Here is a 24939-nt window from a genome sequence, read left to right on the forward strand (position 1 = left end):
CTACTTCCGCGAGCCGTACTCCGGCCCGCCAAGCACCGCATCATCAGCGGAAACGGCCGTATTATCCGGCACCGTCGACTGGCCCGACGCCGCCGCGATACCCAGCACACCAACCACACCGAGCACAATGCCAACGACGGCGCTCGCCACGACAGGGGACGCGGCGTGGCGCTTCAGCGGCTCGGGGAGGTCAACGGTATGGGACATGTCGGAAAAGGCTACCAGCAGCGAGTAGAGTAGGGGCGTTTTCACACGCCACAAAGGGGCCACAAAGGGGTCAATCACATGCGGAATCGAGCCTTCGGCGCACGCGCAGCGCACGCCACGCGCGCCGTTGCGCTCGCGGCGTGCGTTGCGCTTGCCGCGTGTAGCGCCCCCGAGCCCGCGGAGGAAGCCACCCCGACCCCAGAAGCGGTGACGGAGCCGTCGACGGTGCGGGAGGGTGGGGTCGTCGATAAGCAAGAAGCTCCTGCACTGTTAAGCCCCGCGCAACAACGCGTGCCCGAGGACCTGCGGGCGCGGGTGGCGTCGCTGATGGTGGTTGGCGTGGCGAACTATGAGCAGGCGCGGGTGGCGCTCGACCAGGGTGTCGGCGGGCTGATCATTCCGAGTTGGGCGGACCCGCGGCTGCTCACTGAACCGGGCCGCAACATCAATGCGCTGCGGGAACAGTACGAGCGGTCGTTTTCCGTCGCCATCGATTTTGAGGGCGGCCGGGTGCAGCGCCACACCAACGTGCTCGGCGAGTTCATGCCGCCGCGCGCGCTGGCCGGCACCCCGCCGGAGGTCATCCGCGGCACCGGGTGGGACATCGGCCGGTCTCTGCGCGCGCACGGCATCAACGTGGACTACGCGCCGCTGCTGGACCTCGACGTGACCGACCTGGACATCGTCGGCGACCGCGCCTTCCACGGCGACCCGGCCGAAGTCGTGCGGGTTGCCACACTGTTCTCCCAGGGGCTCACCGACGCCCACGTCACGCCCACGTTCAAACACTTCCCCGGCCACGGGCGCGCCTCCGGCGACACGCACCACCAACTCGCCGTCACCCCGCCGCTGAACCAGGTCCGCGACCTAGACATGCGCCCCTACGGCCCGCTGCTGACGCAGTTCCCGCGCTCTAGCGTCATGATGGGCCACATGATCGTGCCGGGCCTTGGCCCCGACGGCGTGCCCAGCTCCATGAACCCCGAGGCCTACCGCGTGCTGCGCGAGGGCGACTACCCGGGCGGCGTGCCGTTCAACGGGGTCGTGGTCACCGATGACCTGTCCGGCATGCGCGGCATCCTCGATTACGCGCCCACCCGCGACGCCGTCGCCCGCGCCATCGCCTCCGGCGCCGACCAGGCGCTGTGGTCCACGGGTAAGGATCTGCCCGCCATCATCGACCACGTTGTGTGGTGCGTGAACAACGGCTACATCGCCGAAGACCGCATCGATGAGGCAGCCACCCGCGTGCAGCAATTGCTTATCGACGACAACCTCTAACCCGCTTTTTCAAACATCTGCATTACCCTTGTTTGGGTGACTACGGTGAAGGCAACCTCGCACAAGGCGAGCAGCAAGGGACGCGGCGGCAAGATCGCGCTCGGTGTGCTGCTCGGCATCCTCGCCATCGCGCTTGCTGTGTACCTGGCGGATCTGGCGATGCACCGCGGCAACGTCCCGCGCGGGACCACCGTCGGCGGCGTGAACATCGGTGCGATGAAGCCGGACGAGGCTCGCGCGAAGCTCGAGGGTGAACTCGGCAGCGCTGCTGACACAACCGTCGAGGTCCGCGCCGGCGACAAGACGTCCACGTTCGTGCCCGCGAAGTCCGGCCTGGACATCGACTACCAGGCCACCGTGGACGCCGCCGGCATCGAAACCGCCAACCCGATTTCGCGCCTGCGCGGCCTGTTCACCACCCACGAGGTCGACGCGGTTCCGCTTATCGACGACACCGCCCTGAACCGCACCCTCGACCGCATCAGCGACGAACTGCACTTCGACCCCACCGACGGCACCATCCGCGTCGAAGCCGGCAAGGCCGAGACCACCAAGCCGATCAACGGCCAGAAGGTGGAGCGCGACCTGCTGCGCGAGGAGACCACCACCGGCTGGCTCAACCCGGACGGCATCGATGTGGATCCGACCTCCGTGCCGCCCGCCATCGACGACGCTGTGATGAGCGCCGCCATGGACGGCCCCGTGCGCGCCGCCTTGGACGGCCCGCTGACCGTGACCGGTCGCGATGATCACAAGGCCGCTATCCCGCAGGAGCGGCTTGGCGAGGTGGTCAGCTTCCCCAACGTCGACGGCAAGATCGCCCCGAAAGTGAACGTCGAAGCCGCGCAAGCCATCCTGGCCGAGCAGCTCGCCGAGACCGAAGTGGAAATGCAAAACGCCCGCGTACTCACCGGCGGCGGCGTCGAACCCTCCGTCGACGGCACCGCTGTGGACTGGGAAAAAACCCTCGCCGGCTTCAACGACCGCGTCCTCGGTTCCAAGGGGCGTTCCTGGGACGCCGACTACAAGCCGGTACCCGCGGACTTCACCACCGAAGAAGCGAACAACGCCACCTTCAACGAAGTGGTCGGCTCGTTTACCACCGGCGGCTACTCGGGTGCTTCCGGCACCAACATCGCCCTGGTGGCCAACACGGTCAACGGCGCGATTGTGAACCCGGGGGAGACGTTCTCCCTCAACGGCTACACCGGCCCCCGCGGCACCGCCCAGGGCTACGTCGAATCCGGCATCATCCTCAACGGGCGTGCCGACACCGCCGTCGGCGGCGGCATTTCCCAGTTCGCCACCACCCTGTACAACGCGGCCTACTTCGCCGGCATGACCGACATCGCCCACACCCCGCACTCCTACTACATCTCCCGCTACCCGGCCGGCCGCGAAGCCACCGTGTACGAAGGCGCCATCGACCTGCAGTTCCGCAACGACAGCCCCTACCCGGTGCGCATCGCCACCAACGTCGGCGGCGGCCAACTCACCGTCAGCCTCATGGGCGTGAATACGGTCAACGTGCAGTCCATCAACGGCGGCCGCTGGGCCCAGACCAGCCCGCAGCCGGTCAACGTGTCCGGCCCGAACTGCTCGCCGTCCGGCGGCGCACCCGGGTTCACCACCTCGGATACCCGCATTATCTACGACCTCGCCGGCAACGAACTCTCCCGTGAAACCCAGACCACCGTCTACGACCCGCAGCCCATCGTCCGCTGCGGGTAGGGGAGCGGGTGCCGCACCACTTGACACTAGACCGCTTGGTCTATATTGTGTCGTTTTGGATCAAGAAATCTGACGGATAAGGCCCCTCGGCTCGTCGATTAGCAACCGCGCTCATCGCGCACGGTGCTCCCGAGGGAAGATCCGCCGGCACGCGCAACCGCCGCGCCGGAAGAGCGATATTTCAAGGAGCACCATGTCTTTTGGCATGCCCACCGACTGGACCCCAGCCACCCTCAGCAGCATGGACGGGCTGACCTTTGCGTTTACGTTGGATGAGACGGGTGAGGTGGTCGTCGCAACGTTTGATAGCGCTGTAGAAGGCCACGAATTCGTCGCAAACACCGGCGCGACATTCGAATACTCGCCAAGCGCCGCCGCCGTACGCGTTGGCGACGCCACCGTCCCACTCCCCAAACGTCCCGCCACCCGTCGCACCTGCACCTACCGCGAATGCGACCAACGCACCCGCGGCCACAACCAGCACTACATCCCAGTGCTGCGCGCCATGAACCAAAAATACGGCTGGTTCCCCATCGACATCCTCGCCCACGACGGCACCACGCTCACATTCCGCGTGAGCACACCACTTGGCGACGACACCATCACCGCCCACAACCACAACCCCGAAGACCTCGCACTCGCGCAGGAATACAACCCAGACTGGAAGATCCTGCGCTACACGGTTGATGGTGGCGGCTACCGCGCCATCCTGCTGTCGGATAAGCCCGTCACGGCGTGCACGACGGAAGCGTGAGGGGTTTAAGACTCCTCGTCCGGGATGTCTGTTACGCGGGGTGTTAAACGGGCTCGGTCTGCAAGAATCCGGCGGTCAATCTGCTTCATGGTCTCGACCAGTTTTGCGTCAGCTTCGGCTAGATTGTCGGATTCCCGACCAGCATTAAATAGCTCGTAGCGTTCTTTGGCTAGTCTGTTGGCCTCTTCGCGCGAGATTCTTCCGCGATCCTTCAACGGCTCGAAGCCATTGAATTCAATAAACGAATCGGTCTTCTCCAACCAATCCTTCATGTAGATAGGGCTTCTCATACGAGTCTGGAGGTCTGCATATTCCAAAAACTGGGAAACTAGCAGGTTGAGTGTGGTGAGCTCGGAATTTGTTAGATAGTTTTTTGCGGTGGTTACATCACCTTTCCGTACCACTTTCCCCTTGAAAGTGGATAACCCCAGGTTGTCGGCTCCGGGGTCGCAACGTGTCGCAATGATTTCTGAAGCAGTTTGACCGGTAACTGCGTAATGGAGTTTGTCCTGAATCCAGCTGAAAATCCCGCGTGTTTTGGGGCTATCTTTGTTGTAGTCCGTAGCAAGCGCGACAATGTCTCGTAGTCTGAGGTAGAGGCGAGCTTCGGAGGATCGAATATCCCGGATTCGCGCGAGTAGCTCGTCGAAATAATCGGTTCCGCGGGGGTCTTTGAGCTTTTCGTCGTTGAGGACGAAACCTTTTCTCAAATACTCCTGGAGTATTTCACTGGCCCAGCGTCGGAACTGATTTCCTCTTGGTCCTTTAACTCGGTAGCCGACAGCAACAATCGCATCCAGATTGTAATGTTTGAGTGTTCGCGAAACATCGCGATCTCCTTCAGATCGAACTATTTGAATTTCTTTAATAGTTCGATCCCTGCTCAGCTCGTTTTCGGCGTAGATATTCTTGAGGTGAATGCTCACGCTTGCCGGAGATATATCAAAGAGATCTGCGACTTCACTTTGAGTCATCCATACTGATTTGTCGACAACTCGCAGATGGACTTCCGTTAATCCGTCCTCGGTCTGGTAGATGACAAACTCGCCGTGATCCGTCGAGTCTAATTTGACCGTCCGCTGATCCATTTCGCCCCCAAAAATAACCAGTGCCTTGGAGCCGGCGACGGGAATCGAACCCGCACTCTCAGCTTGGGAAGCTGATGTTCTACCACTAAACTACGCCGGCAGCTTTTACGACTTTAGCACTGCAGGAACCGGCTCCAAAAACCGGGCAAGGGGTGGGGAAGTACACTCTGTGTCGTGCTGCTTTCAGATCACGACATTCGCGAATCCATTGACTCCGGCCACCTCGGCATCGACCCCTTCGATCCGTCGATGGTCCAACCGAGTTCGGTTGACGTGCGCCTGGATAAGTTCTTCCGAGTCTTTAATAACTCGAAGTACACGCACATTGATCCGAAGCAGGAGATGCCGGACCTGACAACGCTCGTCGAGGTTTCCGACGACGACGCCTTCGTCCTTCACCCCGGCGAGTTCGTCCTCGCCTCCACGCTGGAATGCTTCACGCTGCCCGCGGACCTGGCCGGTCGCCTCGAGGGCAAGTCCTCGCTGGGCCGTCTGGGATTGCTGACCCACTCCACCGCGGGTTTCATCGACCCGGGCTTCTCTGGGCACATCACGCTGGAACTGTCCAACGTGGCCAACCTGCCGATCATGCTGTGGCCCGGCATGAAGGTCGGCCAACTCGCGCTGTTCAAGATGACCTCCCCGGCTGACACTCCGTACGGCTCGGGTGCGCTCGGCTCGAAGTACCAGGGCCAGCGCGGCCCGACCCCGTCGAAGGCGTACCTGAACTTTCAGTAGGGCTGGTGGTGCATCGTCTAGCTAGACGGTCCGAACTGCTAGACGATCCACCCGCCTTGTCTGCGTTTCCCCAGGTCATGTTGAAGATGGTTTGCAATAAGGTGTGAATCGTCTAGCAGCCTGCCGAGGGAACTAGACGATCAACCCCACCACCGCGCTCACCCTGCAGTGCCAACACCGCCACGGCATAATGGCCACCATGCGACTGACTGTGATCGGCACTGGTTATCTTGGCGCGACGCATGCGGCGTGCATGGCGGAGTTGGGCCACGAGGTGCTCGGCGTCGACGTGGATGAGCACAAGATCGAGGCGCTGAAGAACTCCACGGTGCCGTTCTACGAGCCGGGTTTGCCGGAGGTGCTGGAGCGCAACATCGACGCAGGTCGCCTCAGCTTTACGACGAAATACGACGAGGCCGCCAACTTCGCCAACGTGCACTTCATCGGGGTGGGCACGCCGCAGCAGCGCGGGTCGTATGCGGCGGATACGCGCTTTGTCGAGGCGGTTATCGACGACCTCGTGCCCAAACTGCACGGCCACCACGTCATCCTGGGCAAGTCCACGGTCCCGGTCGGCACGGCCGCCGCGCTGCAGGAACGCGCCGACGATCTGACTCGTCGCGCCGGCCGAGGCGCGACCGTGGAGATCGCCTGGAACCCGGAGTTCCTGCGCGAGGGATACGCCGTCAAGGACACCATCGAGCCCGACCGGATCGTATTAGGACACCGCACCGAGAACTCCCACGCGGAGGAAATCGCCCGCGAGGTGTATGCGACGCCGCTGGCCAACGGCACCCCGTTTATCGTCACCGACCTGCAGACGGCGGAGTTGGTGAAGGTGTCGGCGAACGCGTTTTTGGCCACGAAGATCTCGTTTATCAACGCGGTGAGCGAGGTCTGCGAGATCGTCGGCGCAGACGTGACCCAACTCGCAGACGCGATTGGTTACGACGACCGCATCGGCCGCAAATTCCTCGGCGCCGGCCTCGGCTTCGGCGGGGGCTGCCTGCCGAAGGACATCCGTGCGTTCATGGCGCGCGCCGGCGAGGTCGGCGCGGACCAGGCGCTGACCTTCCTGCGCGAGGTGGATGCGATCAACATGCGACGCCGCCAGCGCGTGGTCGACATGGCACGCGAGGAACTCGGCAGCCTGATCGGCCGCAACATCACGGTGCTGGGTGCAGCGTTTAAGCCGAACTCGGACGACGTGCGCGACTCGCCAGCCCTCGCCGTGGCGGGCCAACTCTCCCTGGCCGGCGCGAACGTCACCGTCTTCGACCCGCAGGCGATGGACAACGCCCGCAAGGTCTTCCCAACCCTGGACTACGCCGACACGCTCGAAGAGGCGCTGCGCGGCGCGGAGCTGACCATCCTCGCTACCGAATGGGGGCAGTTTAGGGAGATGGATCCGGAGTGGGTTGCTGGGGTCGTCGAAAAGCAATTGCTTATCGACGCCCGAAACGTCCTGGACGTGCAACAATGGCGCAACGCCGGATGGGAAATGCGGGCGCTCGGACGCACCCTCTAGTCGACGAAACCGCGTGCCTGACAACAACTACAGATTATTAAGGCATGATGGGGCGCATGCCTAAGGACAAGTCAGGAAACTTTGCCAAGGTCGCCCTCGGCAGCGTCGCAGCGGCGTTGGGCGGCGTGGCCATCCACGACCTCACTCAGACCAAAAACCCGGTCCTGCGCAACTACCCCGTACTCGGGCACATGCGCACCCTGCTCACCGACATCGGCCCCGAGCTGCGCCAATACTTCATCGAGCGCGACTGGGACGGCCGCCCCTTCAACCGCGATCAGCGAAACGCAATTTACGAACGCGCAAAGGGCATGCAAAGCGAAACGTCCTTCGGCACCGTCCAGGACGTCTACGCCACCAACCACGAACACCTCGTACATACGCTCGCGCCTGTCGACGAACCCTCCGAACCGCCCCGCACCCTCATCGGCGGCAAGGACTGCACCCAGCCGTACTCCATCTCCATGCTGAACGTGTCCTCCATGAGCTTCGGCTCCCTGTCCAAAAACGCCGTGCGCTCCCTGAACAAAGGCGCAGCCATGGGCGGCTTCGCCCACAACACCGGCGAAGGCGGCATCTCCCCGTACCACAAGGAATTCGGCGGCGACCTCGTCTGGCAAATGGGTACCGGCTACTTCGGCGCCCGCACCCACGACGGCGACTTCGACCCCGCTAAGTTCCGCGACCGCGCCGCCGACGACCAGGTCAAGATGGTCGAACTGAAAGTCAGCCAGGGCGCCAAGCCAGGCATCGGTGGCGTGCTGCCAGCCGACAAGATCACCAAAGAAGTCTCCGAAATCCGCGACGTGCCCATGGGCAAGGACTGCATCAGCCCCGCAGCCCACCGCGTGTTCAGCACCCCTGTCGAGTTGATCGAGTTCATCGCGAAGATGCGCGAACTGTCCGGCGGTAAACCGGCGGGGTTCAAGTTGTGTGTGTCGAGTCGTCGAGAAGTACTTGCCATTTGCAAGGCCATCCGCGAGGTCGGCACCGCACCCGACTTCATCGTCGTCGACGGCTCCGAAGGCGGCACCGGCGCCGCCCCCATCGACTTCGAAGACCACATGGGCATGCCACTGACCCACGGCCTGATGACCGTGCACAACGCACTCGTCGGCACCGGCCTGCGCGACCAAATCAAACTCGGCGCGTCCGGCAAAGTCGCCGGCGGCTCCGACATCGTCATGCGCATGATCCAAGGCGCCGACTACACCAACTCCGCCCGCGCCATGATGATGGCCGTCGGCTGCATCCAGGCACAACGCTGCCACACCGGCGAATGCCCCACCGGCGTGGCTACCCAAGACCCGCGCCGCAACCGCGCCGTCGTGGTCAAGGACAAGTCCGAAGCGGTGTACAACTACCACAAGACCACCGTCAACACCGCCGTGCGCCTCATGGCCTCCATGGGAGTCACCGACCCGTCTGAGTTGCGCCCCGACATGCTGCGCCGCAACATCTCCCCAACCGAGTCCCGCTCCTACGCCTCCATCTACGAATGGCTGCGCCCGGGCCAGCTGCTCGAAGACCCGCCGTCATCCTGGACCGCCGACTGGAAGGCGGCCTCGCCGGACACCTTCCGTCCGGTGTAGTTCGGCTGCTGTCTGCTGGCGGGGCCGTTAACAACCTCTCGCGGCTGACAAAGTACGGCGGAATGTGTCAGTGACCGGCATCGTGCCTGGTCAAAAATCGACCCTGACAGATTTTGTGGAATCTGTCAGGGACGGAGCCTCAACGCCCGTAGCCGGCGGGCGTGCAAAATAGTTCCCGACCTCAGTGCGAAACCGGGAACTTTCTTACCTCGCCGGGGTGCCGACCTGGGCGAATGTCGTCGAGAAGGGGCCGATACCCCCAAATAGTTCCCCGGCCGGGAACTTTTTGCTGGGGGCTGCAGGGGGGGCATCAGGTCAGATCATCGATGGAAACTTCCCTGTCAAGGTTCATACGCTCACAGAAGTCTTCGTCGTGGCTGACGAGAAGAACCGCACCTGCATAACTCTCAAGAGCGGAGACAAGCCAGTTCACGGTTGAGATATCGATGTTGTTGGTGGGCTCGTCGAGAAGCAATAGCTGCGGAGCAGGCGACGAAAGAAGAACGCGGGCAAACTCAACGCGGAAACGCTCACCACCCGAAAGCGTTCCAATAGGCGCGTGCACAGTCTCATTCTGAAACAACAGTTGCGCGAGTTGGTCCCGAATATACTGCGGGTCAGCAGACGCGTTGGCCTCCGAGACCAATTCCAAAACTGACCGGTTGGGGTCAAGAACAATGCGTTGCCGGAGGTACCCCACATTCCTAATCACATACCCCGCGCTACCGTCTGCAACAGAGTTGAGCAGGGTCGTCTTTCCGCTGCCGTTCGGCCCAGTGATCCGGACACGCTCGGGGCCCACAACAGTGAGCCCTGGGATTTCCATAACACGGGTTCCGTTCGGAAGCGCCGTACCGGGAAGCTCAATGAACACATGTTGATCGTCGCGAACCTTGTCTTGTGCGTGACGATACGCAGCGAGAGACGACTCCACAGACTCGGCATGAGCCGCACCACGCCGAGCAGCAGTCTTCTCCGACCGATCCTTGTCCAGCCCCATCGCCATGCCAGGTTTGCGTTTGTTAGCCGCGAACTTCTTTCCGCGACGAGCGTCCCGGGCAATGCGAGTTTGCATCGCCTCACGCTCCCGAACCTGCCTACTGTGAACCGCCTTCTTGTCCCGCACCTCCCGCATCGCTGCGTCCTGTTCGTTGGCCAGAGTTTCGCAGTAGGCGGAGTAGTTGCCGGGGAAAAGACGTAGCTTCCCGTCGTGAAGTTCTGCAATTTCGTCCACGGAATCCAACAAGTCGCGATCGTGGCTCACCACAATTGCAGGAACGTTGGATTTGGAAAGAGAATGGATCAGCTGGGCTTTTGCTTCCGAATCGAGGTTGTTTGTTGGCTCGTCCATCACGATGAAATCGGGGTTGTCAGACATGAGCGCAGCTAGTGCAACACGAACAGCCTCTCCACCGGACATGGTGGACAGCGGCCTGTCCAAGTTGAGCGGGAGGCCGTGAGCGGACAGCACAGCCTGAGTCTCTTCAGCAGCATCCCACCGGTCGCCAATGAGCTCGAACAATTCGGGATTGAACTGGCCACCTTCGACGGCGTTGATTGCCTCGATGATTTCGGTAACCCCAAAGACGTCCGAAACCGTAGTGTCCGGTTGCAGCCCAAGATCCTGAGGTAGGTAAGCGATTTTCAACGGGCGTTCGACCGAACCCGTGCTCGGCTGTAGCTCGCCGAGAATGACCCTGATCAGAGTCGTTTTTCCGGAACCGTTATCGCCGATTAAGCCGGTCAGGTGACTTGAAAATATGGCATTCAAGTCCGAGAAGCAGGAGGTTCCGTTAGGCCACTCGAGGGAGACGTTATTTAGGGAAATAGGCATGCTCATTCAACTTTCTGTTTCGTGTTAGGCGGAAACACGGAACATGAGCACGGCCTACTCCTTCCTCCGGGGACAATTCCTCGTCGATACTATGGCAGTGCCTGTTGGGGGTCAAGGGGTTTGCGCTGCTGTGAGTCGGGGTAGGTGTCGGCCACTCACAACCCCTCGTGGCTGACAGATTGCGGCGGAATGTGTCAGCGACCGGCATCGCGCCTGGTCAGAAATTGGCCCTGACAGATTTTGTGGAATGTGTCAGGGAGGAGGCCTTAACGCCCGTAGCAGGCGGGCGTGCAAAATAGTTCCCGGCATCAGCGCGAAACCGGGAACTATTTTGCCTTTCCGAGGTGCCGACCTGGGGGAATGCCGGCGAGAAAGGGTCGAAACCCCCAAATAGTTCCCCGGCCGGGAACTATTTTCGCGCAGGGGCGCCGGAAGGGGAGGCACCGGCAGGAAGCGGCGCCCAACCGCCAACCGCCAACAACACCTAGTGCTGGTGGTAGTCCGCCAGGAAGTTGCCGAGGCGCTCGATGGCGTTTTCCAACTGGGACGCCCACGGCAGGGTGACCACGCGGAAGTGGTCGGGGGTGGGGTAGTTGAAGCCGGTGCCTTGGACCATGAGGATCTTCTCGGATTTGAGGAGGTCGAGCATGAAGCGTTCGTCGTCGTGGATGTTGTACATTTCGGCGTCGATTTTGGGGAAGCAGTACAACGCACCCTTGGGTTCGACGACGGAGATGCCGGGGATCTCTCGCAATTTCCGGACGGCGATGTCGCGCTGTTTGCGTAGGCGGCCGCCGGCGCCGGTGAGTTCGTAGATGGACTGGCGGCCTCCCAACGCGACCTGGATGGCGTGTTGGCCGGGCACGTTGGCGCACAGGCGGGTACCCGACAACAGATCAAGCCCTTCGATGAATCCCTTGGCGCGGCGGCGCGGGCCGGTTACGACCATCCATCCGGCGCGGTACCCGCAGACGCGGTACGCCTTGGACAGGCCGTTGAAGGTGATGCAGAGGAGGTCGGGGGCGACTTCGGCCATGGAGATGTGCTTGGCGTCGTCGTAAAGTACGCGGTCGTAGATTTCGTCGGCAAGGACCATGAGCTCGTGCTCGCGGGCGATGTCGGCGATGCCTTCTAGGATCTCGCGGGAGTAGACGGCGCCGGTGGGGTTGTTGGGGTTGATGACCACGATCGCCTTGGTGCGGTCGGTGATCTTCGAGCGAATGTCTTCCAGGGACGGATTCCAGTTGTCCTCTTCGTCGCAACGGTAGTGGACGACGTTGCCGCCGGCGAGCGTGGAGGCGGCGGTCCACAGCGGGTAGTCGGGGGCGGGGATGAGGATTTCGTCGCCGTCGTTGAGCAGGGCTTGGGTGACCATGCTGATCAGTTCGGACACACCGTTGCCGAGGTAGACGTCGTCGATGTCGAAGTGCGGGAAGTCTTCGATCATTTCGTAGCGGGTGACCACTGCGCGGCGGGCGGAGGTGATGCCTTTGGAGGTGGTGTAGCCCTGGGAGGTGGGCAGGTTGGCGATCATGTCGCGCATGATCACGTCGGGCGCTTCGAAACCGAACACGGCGGGGTTGCCGGTGTTGAGTTTCAAAATGGTGTGCCCGTCACGTTCCATCTGCTCGGCGGTGGCGGTGACGGGGCCGCGGATGTCGTAGAAGACGTTCTTGAGTTTTTCCGCCTGGTCGAAGTGGCGGTGCGGTTTCAGTGGCTCGCTCATGGGTTACCACTGTAGGCCGGGTCTACTTCCGGCGGAAGCGATTGACGGTGTCTTGTGCGATGTTGAGCGCGTCGTTGGTCATTTGGTTGATTTGGTCTTTGCGTTGTGCGCGCATGAGGGCCTGCTGGTGGACCTGGGCGGCTTCGATTTCGAGTTGTCGGCGTTTGATTTCTTGGCGGCGCTGTTGTTCGAGTTGGCGCAGGCTGGGGGTGTACCAGGAGTCGGGCCCAACCTTCATTACGTAGAGCAGGATGAACAGGGTGGGGATGATCAGTAGCGACAGGCCGGACAGCGCAGTTGATCCCGCGGCTCCGAAGATGCTCACCAGGCCGATGGAGCCGATGGTGCCGAGCCAGAACACGCCGGCGCGGGTGCGGCGCCCGGAGCGGCGTGCCTGCATGATTTCGGCTTGGCTGTACAGGACCGCATCGTCGGACACTTGCTTATCGACGACCCCACCGCCCCGGCCCGTCGGCAAATCCCCCAAAATCGGCTGCAGGTCCTGCTGCGTTTGGGCCTCGGCGACGGCTTGGCACCGGTTGTCAAACTCGGCCATGTCCAACCGGCCTTCGCCGAGCGCGCGGCCGAGGATGTCCATGGCGTCCATGCGCTCTTGGTCGCCGATGCGGAAGTTGCCGTAAGGGGTGCTCATGGACGTGATGTTAGTTCAATGCGTGCCACTGTTCGTCGATACCTGTGGTGCCGTCGGCGAAGCGCTGCTTTGTGGCGTCGTAGACCTCCTCGGGCAGCTGGTAGAAGTACACGCGCGGCATGACTGCTTCGGCGTTGTCGAGGTAGGTGGTGACAAACTCGCCGACGTTGTCCTTCTTCGCCGATTCCGCGTTGACGTAGATGAACAGCGGGCGCGACAGGGGGTAGTTGCCGCTCTTGGCTTCGTCGGCGGTGGGGGCGATGCCGTCGACGAGTACGTTGTCGATCTTGTTGCGCACCGTGCCCTCGGTGGCTAGGTAGTTGCCGATGCCCATGAAGCTCAGGCCGTTGACGTCTTCGGAGACCCACGTGGACAATTCTTGGATGTCGTCGCTGGATTGGTAGTCGTCGCGGATGGTGTCGTTGCCAAGCACCATGTCCTCGAACACGCCGAGGGTGCCGGAGCCGGTGGGGCGCCCGTAGAGGTTGATTTTCTCGTTCGGCCAAGATGGGTCGATGTCGGACCAGGTGGTGACGGTGGATTCCTTCGACCAAATGTCGTGGAGTTGCTCGACGGTCAGGTCGGTGGCCCAGTCGTTGTCGGCGTGTTTGACGATGGTGATCGCGTCCAGCCCAATCGGCAACTCGAAGAAGTCCACGCCGGCCTCGGCGCATTGTGCCTGGTAGTCCACGGAGGATTCGCTGCCGGGAATGGCGACGGAGGCGTCATTGATGTCGGCGTCACCGGCGCAGAACCTGTCAAAGCCGTCGGTCGAGCCGACCGCCTCAAGCGCGGCGTCGAAGTTGTAGCGGTTGAGCATGTAGCGCGTGATGGGCTCGACTGTCGACGAGCCCGTGATGGTGAACGCCTCGCCGGAACCGGAACCGGAGCCAGTGCCAGATCCGGAACCGGCGCAGGCACCCAGCGTCAGCGCCGCCGCGGCCGCGAGTGCGGCGGTAAGGGTCTTACGCATCGTTGTGACCCTTTCGCATTTCGACGCGGAACTCGCGAAGCAGTTTGAACAGGCTCGACCAGGACCCTTGCGCGTTGGCCCAGTATTCGGGGAAGTTCTCCAGCTCTTCTTCCTGCTCTGGGGTGACGTTCGGGTTGACCTTCTTGTAGCGCGCGTGGTGGTCGGTGTCGGCGTCGGTGTCGTCGTTAAGTAGTGCTTGGTTGGTGGCGTGGCGGGCGGCGAGCTCGTCGCGAAGTTCAGCGGCGGTTTCCTCGAGCTCGTTGAGCAGGGCCACAAGGGCGTTGTCGGGGGCTTCGTTCTGGATGAGTTCCTGTGCCATTGGCGACAGGTCTGGTGTCTGGTTCGCGTCGGTCATGGTGCTGCTCCTTAGGTGAGCGCGTTGGAGATGAAAACGGCGAGGATCGGGATAGCGAAGAACACTCCGCCGATCCAGAGGAAGACATAGAGCTTGTTCTTTACGGCGAGGCCGGCGAGCCAGTCAGAACCGGCCGGCGGCAGTTTGCTCATGAACGGGATGCCAAGGATCACGGCTGCGGCGCACACGTTGAATAGGGTGTGCACCAGCGCGCCTGCCATGGCGGCTTCGGCGTCCGCGCCGGAGACAGCGAACGCGGCGATCAGGCCGGTGACGGTGGTGCCGATGTTCGCGCCGACCACGAACGGGAACAGCGTGCGGACCTCGAACTTGCCGGAGGCCGCCAGCGGCACCGTCAGTGCGGTGGTGGTGGAGGAGGACTGCACCAGGGTGGTGATTACCGCGCCGGAGAGCAGGCCGACAAACGAGTTCTTGCCCAGCGCGGCGTAGAGGATCTCTTGGGCCTTGCCCACCAGCAGGGCGTTGAGCAGGTTGCCGATGAACTGGATGGACCACAGAATCAGTGCGATGCCGACGATGGACAGGGCGATGCCGCCCCACATATCGCCAAGCGGTTCGACCAGGCTGCCGGCCAGGGCAACGAGCGGTTCGGTGATGGTGTCCAGCCCGTCGCCGATGGCCTCGAAGGCACCGGCGACAACACCTTCGCCCTGGCCACTCAGCGACGGCGCGATCGCCGACGCGGTGCGCGACAGGAACCCGGTGAAGATCTCCAGCGGGAAGAAGATCAAGATGGCGATGAGGTTGAAGAAGTCGTGCACGGTCGCCATCGAGAAACCGTTTTTGAACTGGGTCTTGTTACCCGCCAGGCCGAGCGCGACCAGGGTGGAGGTCACCGAGGTACCCATGTTGGCGCCGAAGAGCATCGGTACCGCAATGCTCAGCGGCAGGCCGCCGGCGATCATGCCGACCACGATCGAGGTGGTTGTCGACGACGACTGAATAATCGCCGTGGCCACCACACCAATGGCAAGGCCGACGAACGGGTTCTCGGCAAACGAGAACAGTTCCTTGGCCTGGTCGCCGGCGACCATTTTGAAGCCGTCGCCGATCATGCCCACGCCGTTGAGCAGCAGCCAAACACCGAGCGCTACGGCGATCCAGTTCGCGGCCTGCTTGGCGGCGCCGTCGAGAGGCAAAAAGCCCAGTGGATCCTTGGGAGCGTCATCCTTCCGGGTGGCGGTGTTCTCCGGGTTTTCCGGTGCTGCTTCCTTAAGCGCGGTGCCCCCGCCCGCTGCGTTGCTGTTCATGATCACCCGAGTGACCGTATACGGGCGGGGTTCAATCCAGGTGACGTCTGGGTGAACGCTGGGAGAACTTTCTAGTCTTCTCCGAATTGCGATTGGTGCAGTTTCCAATATGCGCCTTGCTTTGCGACGAGCTCAGCGTGGTTGCCTTGCTCCACAATGGCACCCTTTTCCATGACGAGGATGGTGTCGGCGCCGCGGATCGTCGACAAGCGGTGTGCGATGACGAATGAGGTGCGGTTGGAGCGCAGCGCGTTCATCGCCTGCTGGACCAGCACCTCGGTGCGGGTGTCCACTGAGGAGGTGGCTTCGTCGAGAATCAGCAGCGCAGGCTGGGAGAGGAATGCTCGCGCGATGGTGATCAGCTGGCGCTCACCTGCGGAGATAGACCCGCCGTCTTGGTCGACGATGGTGTCGTACCCCTCGGGCAGCGCGCGCACGAAACGGTCCACGTAGGTGGCCTTCGCAGCTTCGATGACTTCCTCGTCGGTGGCGTCGAGGCGGCCGTAGCGGATGTTTTCCATGATCGTGCCCTTGAACAGCACGGCGTCTTGCAGCACCATGCCGATCTGGCTGCGCAGCGCGGCGCGTGGCATGTCGCGGATGTCGGTGCCGTCGATGGTGATGGCACCTGCGTCGACGTCGTAGAACCGCATGATCAGGTTCACCAGCGTGGTTTTGCCAGCGCCGGTCGGTCCGACGATCGCGGCGGTCTGGCCCGGCTCGACGCGCAGGTTCAGGTGTTCGATGAGTGGGGGAGCGTCCGTGTAGGAAAAGGACACGTCGTCGAACTCCACTAGACCTTCGACGCGGCCGTCCATGCGGGCTTGGGCGTGGTCCTCAACCTCTTCCTCAGCGTCGAGCAGTTCGAAGACGCGCTCGGCGGACGCAACGCCGGATTGCAGCATCTGCATCATGCCGGCGATCTCCCCGAGCGGCTGGTTGAACTGGCGGGAGTACTGGATGAACGCGGTGGCGTCGCCAAGCGTGAGCTTGCCGGAGGCGACCTTCACACCGCCGAGCACCGCGATGGCCACGTACGACAGGTAGGAGACGAACTGCATGATCGGATGCATCGAGTTGGCCAGGAACTGCGCCTTCTGGGCAGCACCCGCGAGTTCCTCGTTGCGTTCGTCGAACTGGGAGCGCAGCTGGTCGGTGCGGCCGAAGATGACCGCCACGTCGTGGCCGGAGAAGGACTCCTCCACGTGCCCGTTGACGTCGCCGGTGGCCCTCCACTGGGTGGTGAACTGCTTCTGGCTGCGCGTGCCTACAACCGCCATGGCCAGGCCGGTCAGCGGGATCGCCAGCAGGGCGACCAGTGCCAACTGCCACGAGATGGCGAACATCATCACCAGGATGCCCACCACGGTCAGCATCGCGTTGAACAGCGAGGACAACGACTGCTGCAGGGCTTGCTGGACGTTGTCTACGTCGTTGGTGGTGCGCGACATGACGTCGCCACGCTGACGGGTATCAAAGTAAGACAACGGCAGGCGGTTGATCTTCGCTTCAACCCGTTCGCGCAGGCTGAACACCGCCCGGATGGATAGTTTGTTCAGGATCGCGCCCTGGGCCCACATCAGCACCGCAGAGGCCAAGTACAGCGCCAGGACCAGCACGATCAGGTCGCGGAGACGGTCAAAGTCGATGCCGCTGCCCGGGGTCAGTTCCATCGCGCCGGCCATGTCCGCGAACCGGTCCTGCCCGGCCGCCCGCATCGCTTCGACGGCTTGCTCCTTGGTGGTGCCGGGCGGGAGTTGCTTGGACACCACGCCGGAGAAGATCACGTCCATGGCGCGGCCCATCACACGCGGGGCGTAGACGGCAAGCACGACGGACAGGGCGTTCATGACAAACACCGCCGTCAGCGCCGCCTTGTAGGGGGCGAGCAGCCCAAGGAGGCGTTTCGCGGACGGCCAGAAGTTCTTCGCCTTGCGCGGCGCCTTGCCGGAATAGTCGTCGCCGGCCATCTTCTCTTCGTATTCGGCGAGTTGCTCGTCAGACAACTCGGTCATGTGCTCACTCATGCGTCCACCTCCGCCTGGCTGCGTTCGATCTGACGGTAGGTCTCGGACTGCGCCAGCAGTTCTTCATGCGTGCCGCGGGCGACGATGCGCCCGGCCTCCATGACCAGGATCTGATCCGCATTGCGTATCGACGCCACCTTCTGCGCCACCACAATCACCGTCCGGTCCTGTACCGTCTCGCGCATCGCGGCGTTCAGGTTTGCCTCGGTGGTGGCATCCAGCGCGCTAAACGAGTCGTCGAACACATACACCTTCGGGTCCGCCACCAGCATCCGCGCAATGCACAGACGCTGGCGCTGCCCGCCGGAAACGTTCGTGCCTCCCTGGGAGATCGGCATGTCCAGATCCTCCACGAACGACGCCTGCGCGGTCCGCAGCGCCGCCCACAACTGTTCATCCGTGGCGTCGGGGTTGCCCATGCGCAGGTTCGAGGCCACCGTTCCCGAAAACAGCCACGGCTTCTGCGGCACCATCGCCACCGCCCGCACGAGATCCGCGCGAGGCATGGTGGTCACCGGGGTGTCGTCGATAAGCACACGCCCCGAAGTAGGCGAGTACAACCGCGGCAGCAGCCCCACCAGCGTGGTTTTGCCACTGCCGGTCGCGCCGATGATCGCCGTGGTCGTGCCCGGACGCGCCTCAAACGAAATCCCCTCCAGCACCGGCTTTTCCGCGCCGGGGTAGGTGTACGACACATCCTCGAAGCGCACGACGCCATTGCTTATCGACGACCCCACCGTCGCCGGCGCCTTCACCTCATGCCCAAGCACCTCCTCGATGCGGGTGGCACACACGATCGCGCGCGGCAGCATCATCAGCATGAACACACCCATCATCACCGCCATGAGGATCTGCATCAGGTACTGCATGAACGCGGTGAGCGAGCCGACCTCCACCAGGCCCTCGTCCACACGATGCCCGCCAAACCACAACACAGCCGCCGTGGCCAGGTTCAAAATCAGCATGATCGCCGGGAACATCGTCACAAACACCCGGCCGATGTTCAGGCTCAGCTTGGAGATGTCCTCGTTGGCCTCCGTGAAACGCTGCGCCTCGAACTCCTCGCGGCCGAACGCACGCACCACACGGATGCCGGCGATCTGTTCGCGCAGCAGACCGTTGATGTTGTCCAGCTTCGACTGCATTTTGCGGAACATCGGCATCAACAGGGCCGCAGTGATACCGACAACCACGGTGAGCACCAACACCGCCGTGACCACCAGCCACGACATACCCGCATCTTGCCGCAACGCCATAATGATGCCGCCGATAGCCATGATCGGCGCTGCCACCATAAAGTTCATGAACAGCAGGAACGTCATCTGCACCTGCTGCACGTCGTTCGTCCCGCGCGTGACCAAGGTGGCGGTGCCGAAGTGCGACATGTCCTCGTGGTCAAAGCCCGTTACGCGCTCGTACACCGCCGCGCGGATGTCGCGGCCGGTGTCCATGGCCACCTGGGAGGCGAACCACACCGCCGCGATCGCCGCGGCGATCTGCACCAGTGCCACCACCAGCATCGTGCGGCCGACCCGCCAGATATACGGCACGTCAGCCTGCGCGACACCGTTGTTGATGATGTCCGCGTTCAAATCCGGCAAGTACAGCGTGGCCAGGGTCGTGACCAGCTGGAGCACGATCACCAGCGCAATCGTCGGCGCGTAGCGTTTTCCAAACCGCGTGGTTAAGCGGATGAGATCCATCTAGTCTCCTGAATTCACAAAAACGGTCTTACCTCGCAGCTCGATCACGCTGCGTGCCAACCACGGCAGTGACCAGAGCCAAAAGTGCCAGAACCATAGTTGGGAAAGCGAATCGTCTCTCGGGCTCAAAGTCCACCCACTTTCCAAGCGAAACGTGAGGCAACCACTTCGAAGCATGTTCGGACAGCATTGAAGCTAACAGGGGTTCTGCAACGACGAAATAAGCTACGAGTGCAACCAAAACGACGGCCCACCGTCTTAGCAGTGTTGCTGCCGCAAATGCGATCACGGCAACGGTGGCGTAGAGAATGGATCCGCCCAGGATGACGGTACCAAGGGGCGCTTCGGGGGTGAGGCTTGGTACTTCGGCTTGCCTCAAACCTGCCGTCAACCCAGCGATCGATAATGCGGTTAGGATTGCTCCGGTTATTAACGACAAAAGTACTAGAGATAGCGCCCGAACGGCGAAGATCGTTCTCAAACGCCGCGCCGCGACCGCAATATTGAGCAGAGCGCCCGATGAGAGCTCGCTTCCAGCGAAAAGAACGCCGTGGAGTGAAGCCGCAAGTGGCGCTAGTAGATAGATCGAGGTTGCGGCGAGATCCAGCTTTTCCGGATCTTCTGAGTCGGGCCCGAGTGCTGCCGTGGTGTCGATCGAGACCGCACCGGCATCTGAGGAGGCCCCGCTTGATGCCATGACTGCGGCGTATGACAACAGTGCGGTTAGTAACGACGCAACTACGAGTAGAGCAAAGACTTCCGGATGAAGTAACCACCTTCTGGTTTCGACTTTGACCACCGTCTTACGGTCTGCCGTGTGCATGAAACTGATCCTCCAAAGTGTGCTTCTTCGTCTCCAGATTCAAGACCGGAATGGAGTGCTCCTCCATTAGGGTCCGTAGGGTTTCGACATTCTGATCGTCCACCTCCAGCACGCCAGGGTTGTGTGAGCCAGTTCGGACAAGTCGATGATCAATGATGGAACTGATCGCCTCACTCAGTTCCGGCGGATAATGTACTAAGAAAGATTTCGCTTCCCCCACGTAGCTAGCGAGCTCACCAGCAAAAATCATTCTTCCGCGTTCCAGGTGGATGATGTGGGAGCAAAGGGTTTGAATTTCATTGAGGTCGTGGCTTGAGATTAAGACAGTGCGTTCGTCAGTTGGTAACTGCTCTATGAGGTTTCGCATAAGCAGGCGCCCCTGGGGATCTAAACCGTTCATTGGTTCGTCAAGAATGGTAAGGAGTGAACCATTAATCAAAGCGGCACCAATTTGCACCCGTTGACGGTTTCCAAGCGATAGCGTCCGAACTTTTCTCGACGAATACTCACCCAACGACAGGGATTTAATTACGTCCTTGACTTCCTCGTCCGTTCGCCCAGTAAGTTGACCAAGGTATGTCAAAGTTCGTTTGACTGACCAGCGCGGCCAAAGCGCCATTGCGTCGATTGCAGCTCCAGTCCCGCTCCCTATAGTTTCGCTGGAGGCGAGGTTTTTCCCGAAGAACTCGATTTCCCCGTGGGAAGGGCGTTCGACTCCGGCAATAAGGCGTAGAAGTGTGGACTTTCCGCTACCGTTCGACCCCACAAGACCCACTACTGTCCCTGCGGGGATCTCTACATTGATGTCATCGAGTGCGAGAGTCGAACCATACCTCTTGCTAAGATTAGAAAGTTTTACAGCGACTTGAGGTGTTTTCATCTAAGTACCATTCGTAGGCAAGTAGCCCCGCTTGTAAGTGGGGCTACTTCGTAGGTGGTTAGGGCGCAGCTTTAGCTAGTTGCCGTAGCTGGCGCAGACGTAGAAACCGATGCTGATGCAGCCTCCCATTCGCGGATCAAGTTCCGGTCGAACCTTGAGCAGGGGACCCTCAGCCTCACGACCATCCTCGGGTAGCTCGAATTCGCGCGTTGTGAATCGCAGTCCGTCAGGAACTGGCACTCCGCGCTCTCGCAAAGTCTCGAGATTGGCGGTCTTTGCAGTAAGCTCCTTCCTTTCCGCATGGGTGGGGAGCTGAGCGACATCGTTGATGTAGCCGATGAACCCATCAGAAGCGATAACTTCGATGAAGTCATCGATTTGCTTCGTGATCGTTTCCTTGTTGATGCGAAGCTCTACCTAAGCGATCTCGCTGTCGATCTTGTTGAACGTGGTATTTACGGACATGGTGAATCCTTTCTGGTATTGCAAGGATTTGCTTGGGGGTGAACAAAGGGAGTCATCCGATGTTGGCGAACGAGCGAATTTTCTCGAGCCAGGACTTATTGTCGTTAGTTCCACTGACGAGTCTGAAGTTCACTAGAAGCGAGATTCTGTCTCCGTTAGTGAGATAGAGGTTCAGGGGCTTACCAAGATCCCTAACGAATCCGAGAGAGGGAAATCCGCCTCGGCTACCGCCTGCTGTGAAGCGTCCATACTCGGGTGTGAACTCGACGTCAACATCCTGGATATCAGTGGGCCGCAGAGTCAGCCAGTCACCAAGGACCAATTCCTGCTCGTTGAGAAAGATTTCGCCTTGGTGCGGAAAAAGAGCCGCCTGATTCGCAAGCCCGAACAGTCGTCGACCAGCATCATTCGACTCGAGCTCAGTTTTAGTTGCGCCGTGAAAACTGGCTCTATCCGTGAATTTCTTAGTCGCTTCCACAGGTGCACCCCTTAAGCCAGTGCCGTCTCGCTGTCGAACGTGTAGGTCACTTTCCTGACTCCGTCTGACAAGAGTTTCGCCACGCAAAACAGAGTGGGTCGGCCGTCGCCAAACCGCGAACGTTGGATCTTCAGGCCCTCAGGCACATGGATACCTCGATCTTCTAACTCATCTTCGTCGAGGATCGTGCCTCGAACGAACTCGTCTCGTTCCTGAACCGGTAGCGCATACAGTTCTTGCAGCATCGCGACAAACTCGTCCCCGGTCACAAAATCTCTGATCTCGAGAAGCCCCTGTTTTGCTTCCTGTCGGACCATCTCCTGGCTCAATGGGGGCATTGGAGCGTCTTCCTCGATTACCGGGTAGTCGATCCGCTCCATTTCGAACGGGGCAACGTTTTCCTTGTCCAATGTGTACTCCTTTCTATTTCCGTTGACTTCAGTGGGGAGGGCGACCGTTTGACCGCCATCCTCAGTTTGAATTACCGGGTCCGATCCGGGTATCAGCCAACTGGACATTTAAATTTGGCCAAGTAGCTATGAATCCTTAGTTGCCCGAGGGTGTGTTGACGAGCTAGAATTGCGCAATGTCCCGCCTGTTTTTTGCTGGTCAAGGATTTTGTGACTAAACGGGGTGTCACTTTGGAGCGCGTAGTCTCAGATTCGGGTGACGATCCCTTTAGGGGTCGGACGTGGAGCGACCTCATCTACCCTGCGTCAATCTGCTTGATCGGTTTCGTCTCACTGAGCGGAGCTAGCGAGCAAAGTCGGGTGGCGTTAATAGCGCTAATCGCATTGATGATCGCGCTGCAATTTCAACGCAAACGATATCCTTTTCTGGTTCTTTTTCCGCCAGCAGTTTGTGCTCTTTTTGTAACTAACGTCTTCTTTCTTCCGACCGTGTTCAACTTGGCACTGCGTAAGCGAGGATGGGGCAGTTTCGCGGCTGTGGTCGCTGCTTTCGTCCTCTGCCGAGTCGGGTGGTCGGATAAGGAAACGATCGTCACTGTTCAGGCGGGTGAGAGGGAAACCAATGATCCAACTATTGCCTGGCTGGTTGAAGGCACGGTTCTCGTCATTGCGCCGTTCCTGGCTGGGCTGGTTATTTCCTACAATAGAAATCTGGTTGAGTCGTACCGGGTGATTGCGCAGCATAAAGAGCTGGAGCGGCAAAGGGTGGCTACAGAGGCCGTCCTCAGGGAGCGAGCCCGGATCGCCAATGAAGCGCACGATCATGTTGGCCATAAGTTAGCGCTGTTGTCACTGCAAGCGGGTGGCCTCGAGGTCAACGCCGAAGCTGGCCCCGACGTGATCAAGGAGAACGCCCAATTGATACGAGAGACCGCGGTAGAGACGTTAGCGGACCTCAGAGTTCTTATTGACCGCTTGGACGATGCGTCGGCTTTCCAGGCCCCCGAAGATTTAGCTGCGATCGTGGCTGAAAATCGGAGAAGCGGGGCCGACATTACGCTGAACACTAGATCGCTTCGCCAGTTGGATGCAATGCCACGGGAAATGCGCCAGCTCGTCTCGCAAGTAGTTCAAGAGGCTCTAGCCAATGCCAGTGTTCATGCTCCACAAAGCCCGATTTCTATTGAACTGAGTGGCAGCGAAGGAGGCGAATTACAAATCTATATCCAGAACTCCGTGCGTGAGGTTGAATCGGGAGATCTAGTTAAGAAGCGCCGTGGGACGGGTTTGAAACGGGTAGAACGGCGAGTAAGCAAGTTCGGTGGCGTTGTGCGGTTTGGAGAGCGGTCCGGTCGCTTTGAACTACACGTTATAGTCCCTTGGCCCAAATCGGTGATCGCATAGGGAGACCATCGGATGATACGTGTGTACCTAGTGGATGATGATCCGATGGTTCGCCGGGGCTTGAAGTTCATACTCCAAGCGACCGACGATATCGAAGTTGTCGGCGAAGCAGGAAGCGGTGCTGAGGCTATTGATCAGCTTCCGAGTCTGCGTCCCGACGTGGTTGTTCTGGACGTCCGGATGCCAAACGTTGGAGGCCTTCAAGTTGCCGAATCGATTCTCAAGGCTGGGCATAGCCAAGCAATATTGATGATGACTGCATTCGATAATGAATCGACCGTCATGGAGGTCCTTGAGGCCGGTGCTATCGGGTTCCTATTGAAAGACGCGCCTCCTGAATCCGTAATCCAAGCAATTAGGGACACCTCCGCTGGCAAGGTCACTCTTTCCCCTCGTCATACTCGCATCCTGCTTGACGCGTACACCCGGGACGGCCAGGTTAATCGGCGGGTTGAAGCTCAACAGGCCCTAGCGGGCCTTAGCGAAAGGGAAACGGAAATAGCGATCTTAGTTGCACAGAGCTTAACTAATCAGGAGATAGCGAGAGCGATGTTGTTATCAACCGCTACGGTCAAAACCCACTTGACGAAGATTTTTGATGAACTCGGAATCGGTAACCGCGTTCAACTGGCACTCTTGGTGAGGGAAGCTGAGCTTATCTGAAGTGCGGCCCTATCCACATTCCTCGGCTTCTGGACTTCTGCTACTTTGTGCAGGTCCCCCAGGTTGGGTTATCGTAGCTGACCTCGGGTTTGAGATCCGAAAACCGATCCTGAGAAGGGCGCAGCTAGTAGCAGAATTCCCGACGCGGGCTGGGATGCCTATTACCCGAATCGTGATCGCAGAAGCTGACATGTCGATTTTCACCGTAAAAATCGACATGAAGGCAACGAAATGTCTGTTGATTCGAAATGACGTCGCCCCGACCACGAGTTGTCGATCTAGAAGGTGCCGTCTTGATTAACCCTCGCGCTTGTGCGTGGAGTGACCCAGCATGTCTTCCCACTCGACGATCTTCT

Annotated in this window: 23 protein-coding genes, 1 tRNA gene and 1 riboswitch; of the genes, 9 read left to right on the plus strand and 15 right to left on the minus strand. The window is 60.6% G+C overall.

The features are described from left to right. A complete protein-coding gene (locus HMPREF2656_RS02135) occupies positions 1–207 on the minus strand; it encodes a DUF2613 domain-containing protein (protein ID WP_070423351.1) in 207 nt (68 codons plus the stop codon). 78 nt (positions 208–285) lie between these two features. Here HMPREF2656_RS02135 and HMPREF2656_RS02140 point away from each other — a divergent pair, with 78 nt between their 5' ends. The 3 genes from HMPREF2656_RS02140 to HMPREF2656_RS02150 all read left to right on the plus strand — a co-directional run bounded on the left by HMPREF2656_RS02140 (position 286) and on the right by HMPREF2656_RS02150 (position 3973). Beyond that, positions 286–1488: a glycoside hydrolase family 3 N-terminal domain-containing protein gene (locus tag HMPREF2656_RS02140; protein WP_070815723.1), complete on the plus strand. Its 1203-nt coding sequence runs from the start codon at positions 286–288 to the stop codon at positions 1486–1488. Positions 1489–1647: 159 nt separating this feature from the next. Next, positions 1648–3219 (plus strand): VanW family protein, encoded by a 1572-nt coding sequence (locus HMPREF2656_RS02145; RefSeq protein WP_083319409.1) that lies wholly within the window; start codon positions 1648–1650, stop codon positions 3217–3219. A 58-nt stretch (positions 3220–3277) separates the two neighbouring features. Further along, a riboswitch (SAM riboswitch) is annotated at positions 3278–3399 on the plus strand. A 13-nt stretch (positions 3400–3412) separates the two neighbouring features. Further along, positions 3413–3973, plus strand: a complete 561-nt coding sequence (locus HMPREF2656_RS02150) for a hypothetical protein (protein ID WP_070815724.1) — start codon at positions 3413–3415, stop codon at positions 3971–3973. 5 nt (positions 3974–3978) lie between these two features. Here HMPREF2656_RS02150 and rhuM read toward each other — a convergent pair whose 3' ends face one another. Together rhuM and HMPREF2656_RS02160 are read right to left on the minus strand one after the other, a co-directional pair. Further along, positions 3979–5061: a RhuM family protein gene (gene rhuM / locus HMPREF2656_RS02155; RefSeq protein WP_070815725.1), complete on the minus strand. Its 1083-nt coding sequence runs from the start codon at positions 5059–5061 to the stop codon at positions 3979–3981. Between the two features lie 26 nt (positions 5062–5087). Beyond that, a tRNA-Gly gene (locus HMPREF2656_RS02160) sits at positions 5088–5161 on the minus strand. 74 nt (positions 5162–5235) lie between these two features. Here HMPREF2656_RS02160 and dcd point away from each other — a divergent pair. The 3 genes from dcd to HMPREF2656_RS02175 all read left to right on the plus strand — a co-directional run bounded on the left by dcd (position 5236) and on the right by HMPREF2656_RS02175 (position 8919). Beyond that, positions 5236–5799 carry a dCTP deaminase gene (dcd, locus tag HMPREF2656_RS02165; RefSeq protein WP_070815726.1) on the plus strand — a complete coding sequence of 188 codons (564 nt, stop codon included), beginning with the start codon at positions 5236–5238 and terminating at the stop codon, positions 5797–5799. A 199-nt stretch (positions 5800–5998) separates the two neighbouring features. Continuing rightward, positions 5999–7327 (plus strand): UDP-glucose dehydrogenase family protein, encoded by a 1329-nt coding sequence (locus HMPREF2656_RS02170; RefSeq protein WP_070815757.1) that lies wholly within the window; start codon positions 5999–6001, stop codon positions 7325–7327. Positions 7328–7383: 56 nt separating this feature from the next. Beyond that, on the plus strand, positions 7384–8919 hold the full coding sequence (locus HMPREF2656_RS02175; RefSeq protein WP_246825081.1) for an FMN-binding glutamate synthase family protein: 1536 nt from the start codon (positions 7384–7386) through the stop codon (positions 8917–8919). A gap of 310 nt (positions 8920–9229) precedes the next feature. Here the strand turns inward: HMPREF2656_RS02175 and HMPREF2656_RS02180 are convergent, their stop codons facing one another. The 10 genes from HMPREF2656_RS02180 to HMPREF2656_RS02225 form a co-directional block, all read right to left on the minus strand. Continuing rightward, a complete protein-coding gene (locus HMPREF2656_RS02180) occupies positions 9230–10753 on the minus strand; it encodes an ABC-F family ATP-binding cassette domain-containing protein (protein WP_070815758.1) in 1524 nt (507 codons plus the stop codon). Between the two features lie 484 nt (positions 10754–11237). Further along, positions 11238–12479 (minus strand): pyridoxal phosphate-dependent aminotransferase, encoded by a 1242-nt coding sequence (locus HMPREF2656_RS02185; protein ID WP_070771869.1) that lies wholly within the window; start codon positions 12477–12479, stop codon positions 11238–11240. Between the two features lie 22 nt (positions 12480–12501). Further along, a complete protein-coding gene (locus HMPREF2656_RS02190; RefSeq protein ID WP_070815728.1) occupies positions 12502–13131 on the minus strand; it encodes a DUF1707 SHOCT-like domain-containing protein in 630 nt (209 codons plus the stop codon). A 10-nt stretch (positions 13132–13141) separates the two neighbouring features. Beyond that, positions 13142–14104 (minus strand): substrate-binding domain-containing protein, encoded by a 963-nt coding sequence (locus tag HMPREF2656_RS02195; protein WP_070815729.1) that lies wholly within the window; start codon positions 14102–14104, stop codon positions 13142–13144. Beyond that, positions 14097–14459, minus strand: coding sequence for a hypothetical protein (locus tag HMPREF2656_RS02200; RefSeq protein WP_070815730.1), 363 nt, complete (start codon positions 14457–14459; stop codon positions 14097–14099). Before HMPREF2656_RS02200 ends, HMPREF2656_RS02195 begins: the two co-directional genes overlap by 8 nt. Positions 14460–14470: 11 nt before the next feature. Further along, the gene (locus HMPREF2656_RS02205) at positions 14471–15730 is read right to left on the minus strand and encodes a Na/Pi symporter (protein ID WP_070815731.1); all 1260 of its coding nucleotides are present in this window, start codon (positions 15728–15730) and stop codon (positions 14471–14473) included. 71 nt (positions 15731–15801) lie between these two features. Then, positions 15802–17757: an ABC transporter ATP-binding protein gene (locus tag HMPREF2656_RS02210; RefSeq protein WP_305764525.1), complete on the minus strand. Its 1956-nt coding sequence runs from the start codon at positions 17755–17757 to the stop codon at positions 15802–15804. Next, positions 17754–19460 carry an ABC transporter ATP-binding protein gene (locus HMPREF2656_RS02215; protein ID WP_070815732.1) on the minus strand — a complete coding sequence of 569 codons (1707 nt, stop codon included), beginning with the start codon at positions 19458–19460 and terminating at the stop codon, positions 17754–17756. Before HMPREF2656_RS02215 ends, HMPREF2656_RS02210 begins: the two co-directional genes overlap by 4 nt. Before the next feature lie 28 nt (positions 19461–19488). After that, complete coding sequence (locus HMPREF2656_RS02220; RefSeq protein ID WP_070815733.1) at positions 19489–20283, minus strand: hypothetical protein; 795 nt, start codon at positions 20281–20283, stop codon at positions 19489–19491. Beyond that, a complete protein-coding gene (locus tag HMPREF2656_RS02225; protein ID WP_070815734.1) occupies positions 20264–21163 on the minus strand; it encodes an ABC transporter ATP-binding protein in 900 nt (299 codons plus the stop codon). The genes HMPREF2656_RS02220 and HMPREF2656_RS02225 overlap by 20 nt, the downstream gene beginning before the upstream one ends. Before the next feature lie 300 nt (positions 21164–21463). On the opposite strand from HMPREF2656_RS02225, the gene HMPREF2656_RS02230 reads away from it, so the two are divergent. Continuing rightward, positions 21464–21670, plus strand: a complete 207-nt coding sequence (locus tag HMPREF2656_RS02230) for a hypothetical protein (RefSeq protein ID WP_070815735.1) — start codon at positions 21464–21466, stop codon at positions 21668–21670. Positions 21671–21680: 10 nt separating this feature from the next. Here HMPREF2656_RS02230 and HMPREF2656_RS02235 read toward each other — a convergent pair whose 3' ends face one another. After that, a complete protein-coding gene (locus tag HMPREF2656_RS02235) occupies positions 21681–22106 on the minus strand; it encodes a hypothetical protein (RefSeq protein ID WP_070484661.1) in 426 nt (141 codons plus the stop codon). Positions 22107–22117: 11 nt separating this feature from the next. After that, positions 22118–22516 (minus strand): hypothetical protein, encoded by a 399-nt coding sequence (locus HMPREF2656_RS02240; protein WP_141760973.1) that lies wholly within the window; start codon positions 22514–22516, stop codon positions 22118–22120. Positions 22517–22831: 315 nt separating this feature from the next. Here HMPREF2656_RS02240 and HMPREF2656_RS02245 point away from each other — a divergent pair, with 315 nt between their 5' ends. Then, on the plus strand, positions 22832–23920 hold the full coding sequence (locus tag HMPREF2656_RS02245; RefSeq protein WP_141760974.1) for a sensor histidine kinase: 1089 nt from the start codon (positions 22832–22834) through the stop codon (positions 23918–23920). Positions 23921–23932: 12 nt separating this feature from the next. Further along, on the plus strand, positions 23933–24583 hold the full coding sequence (locus HMPREF2656_RS02250) for a response regulator (RefSeq protein WP_070815738.1): 651 nt from the start codon (positions 23933–23935) through the stop codon (positions 24581–24583). Positions 24584–24939 lie beyond the last annotated feature (356 nt).

The sequence above is a fragment of the Corynebacterium sp. HMSC034B08 genome (assembly GCF_001835805.1).
Lineage (GTDB): Bacteria > Actinomycetota > Actinomycetes > Mycobacteriales > Mycobacteriaceae > Corynebacterium > Corynebacterium coyleae.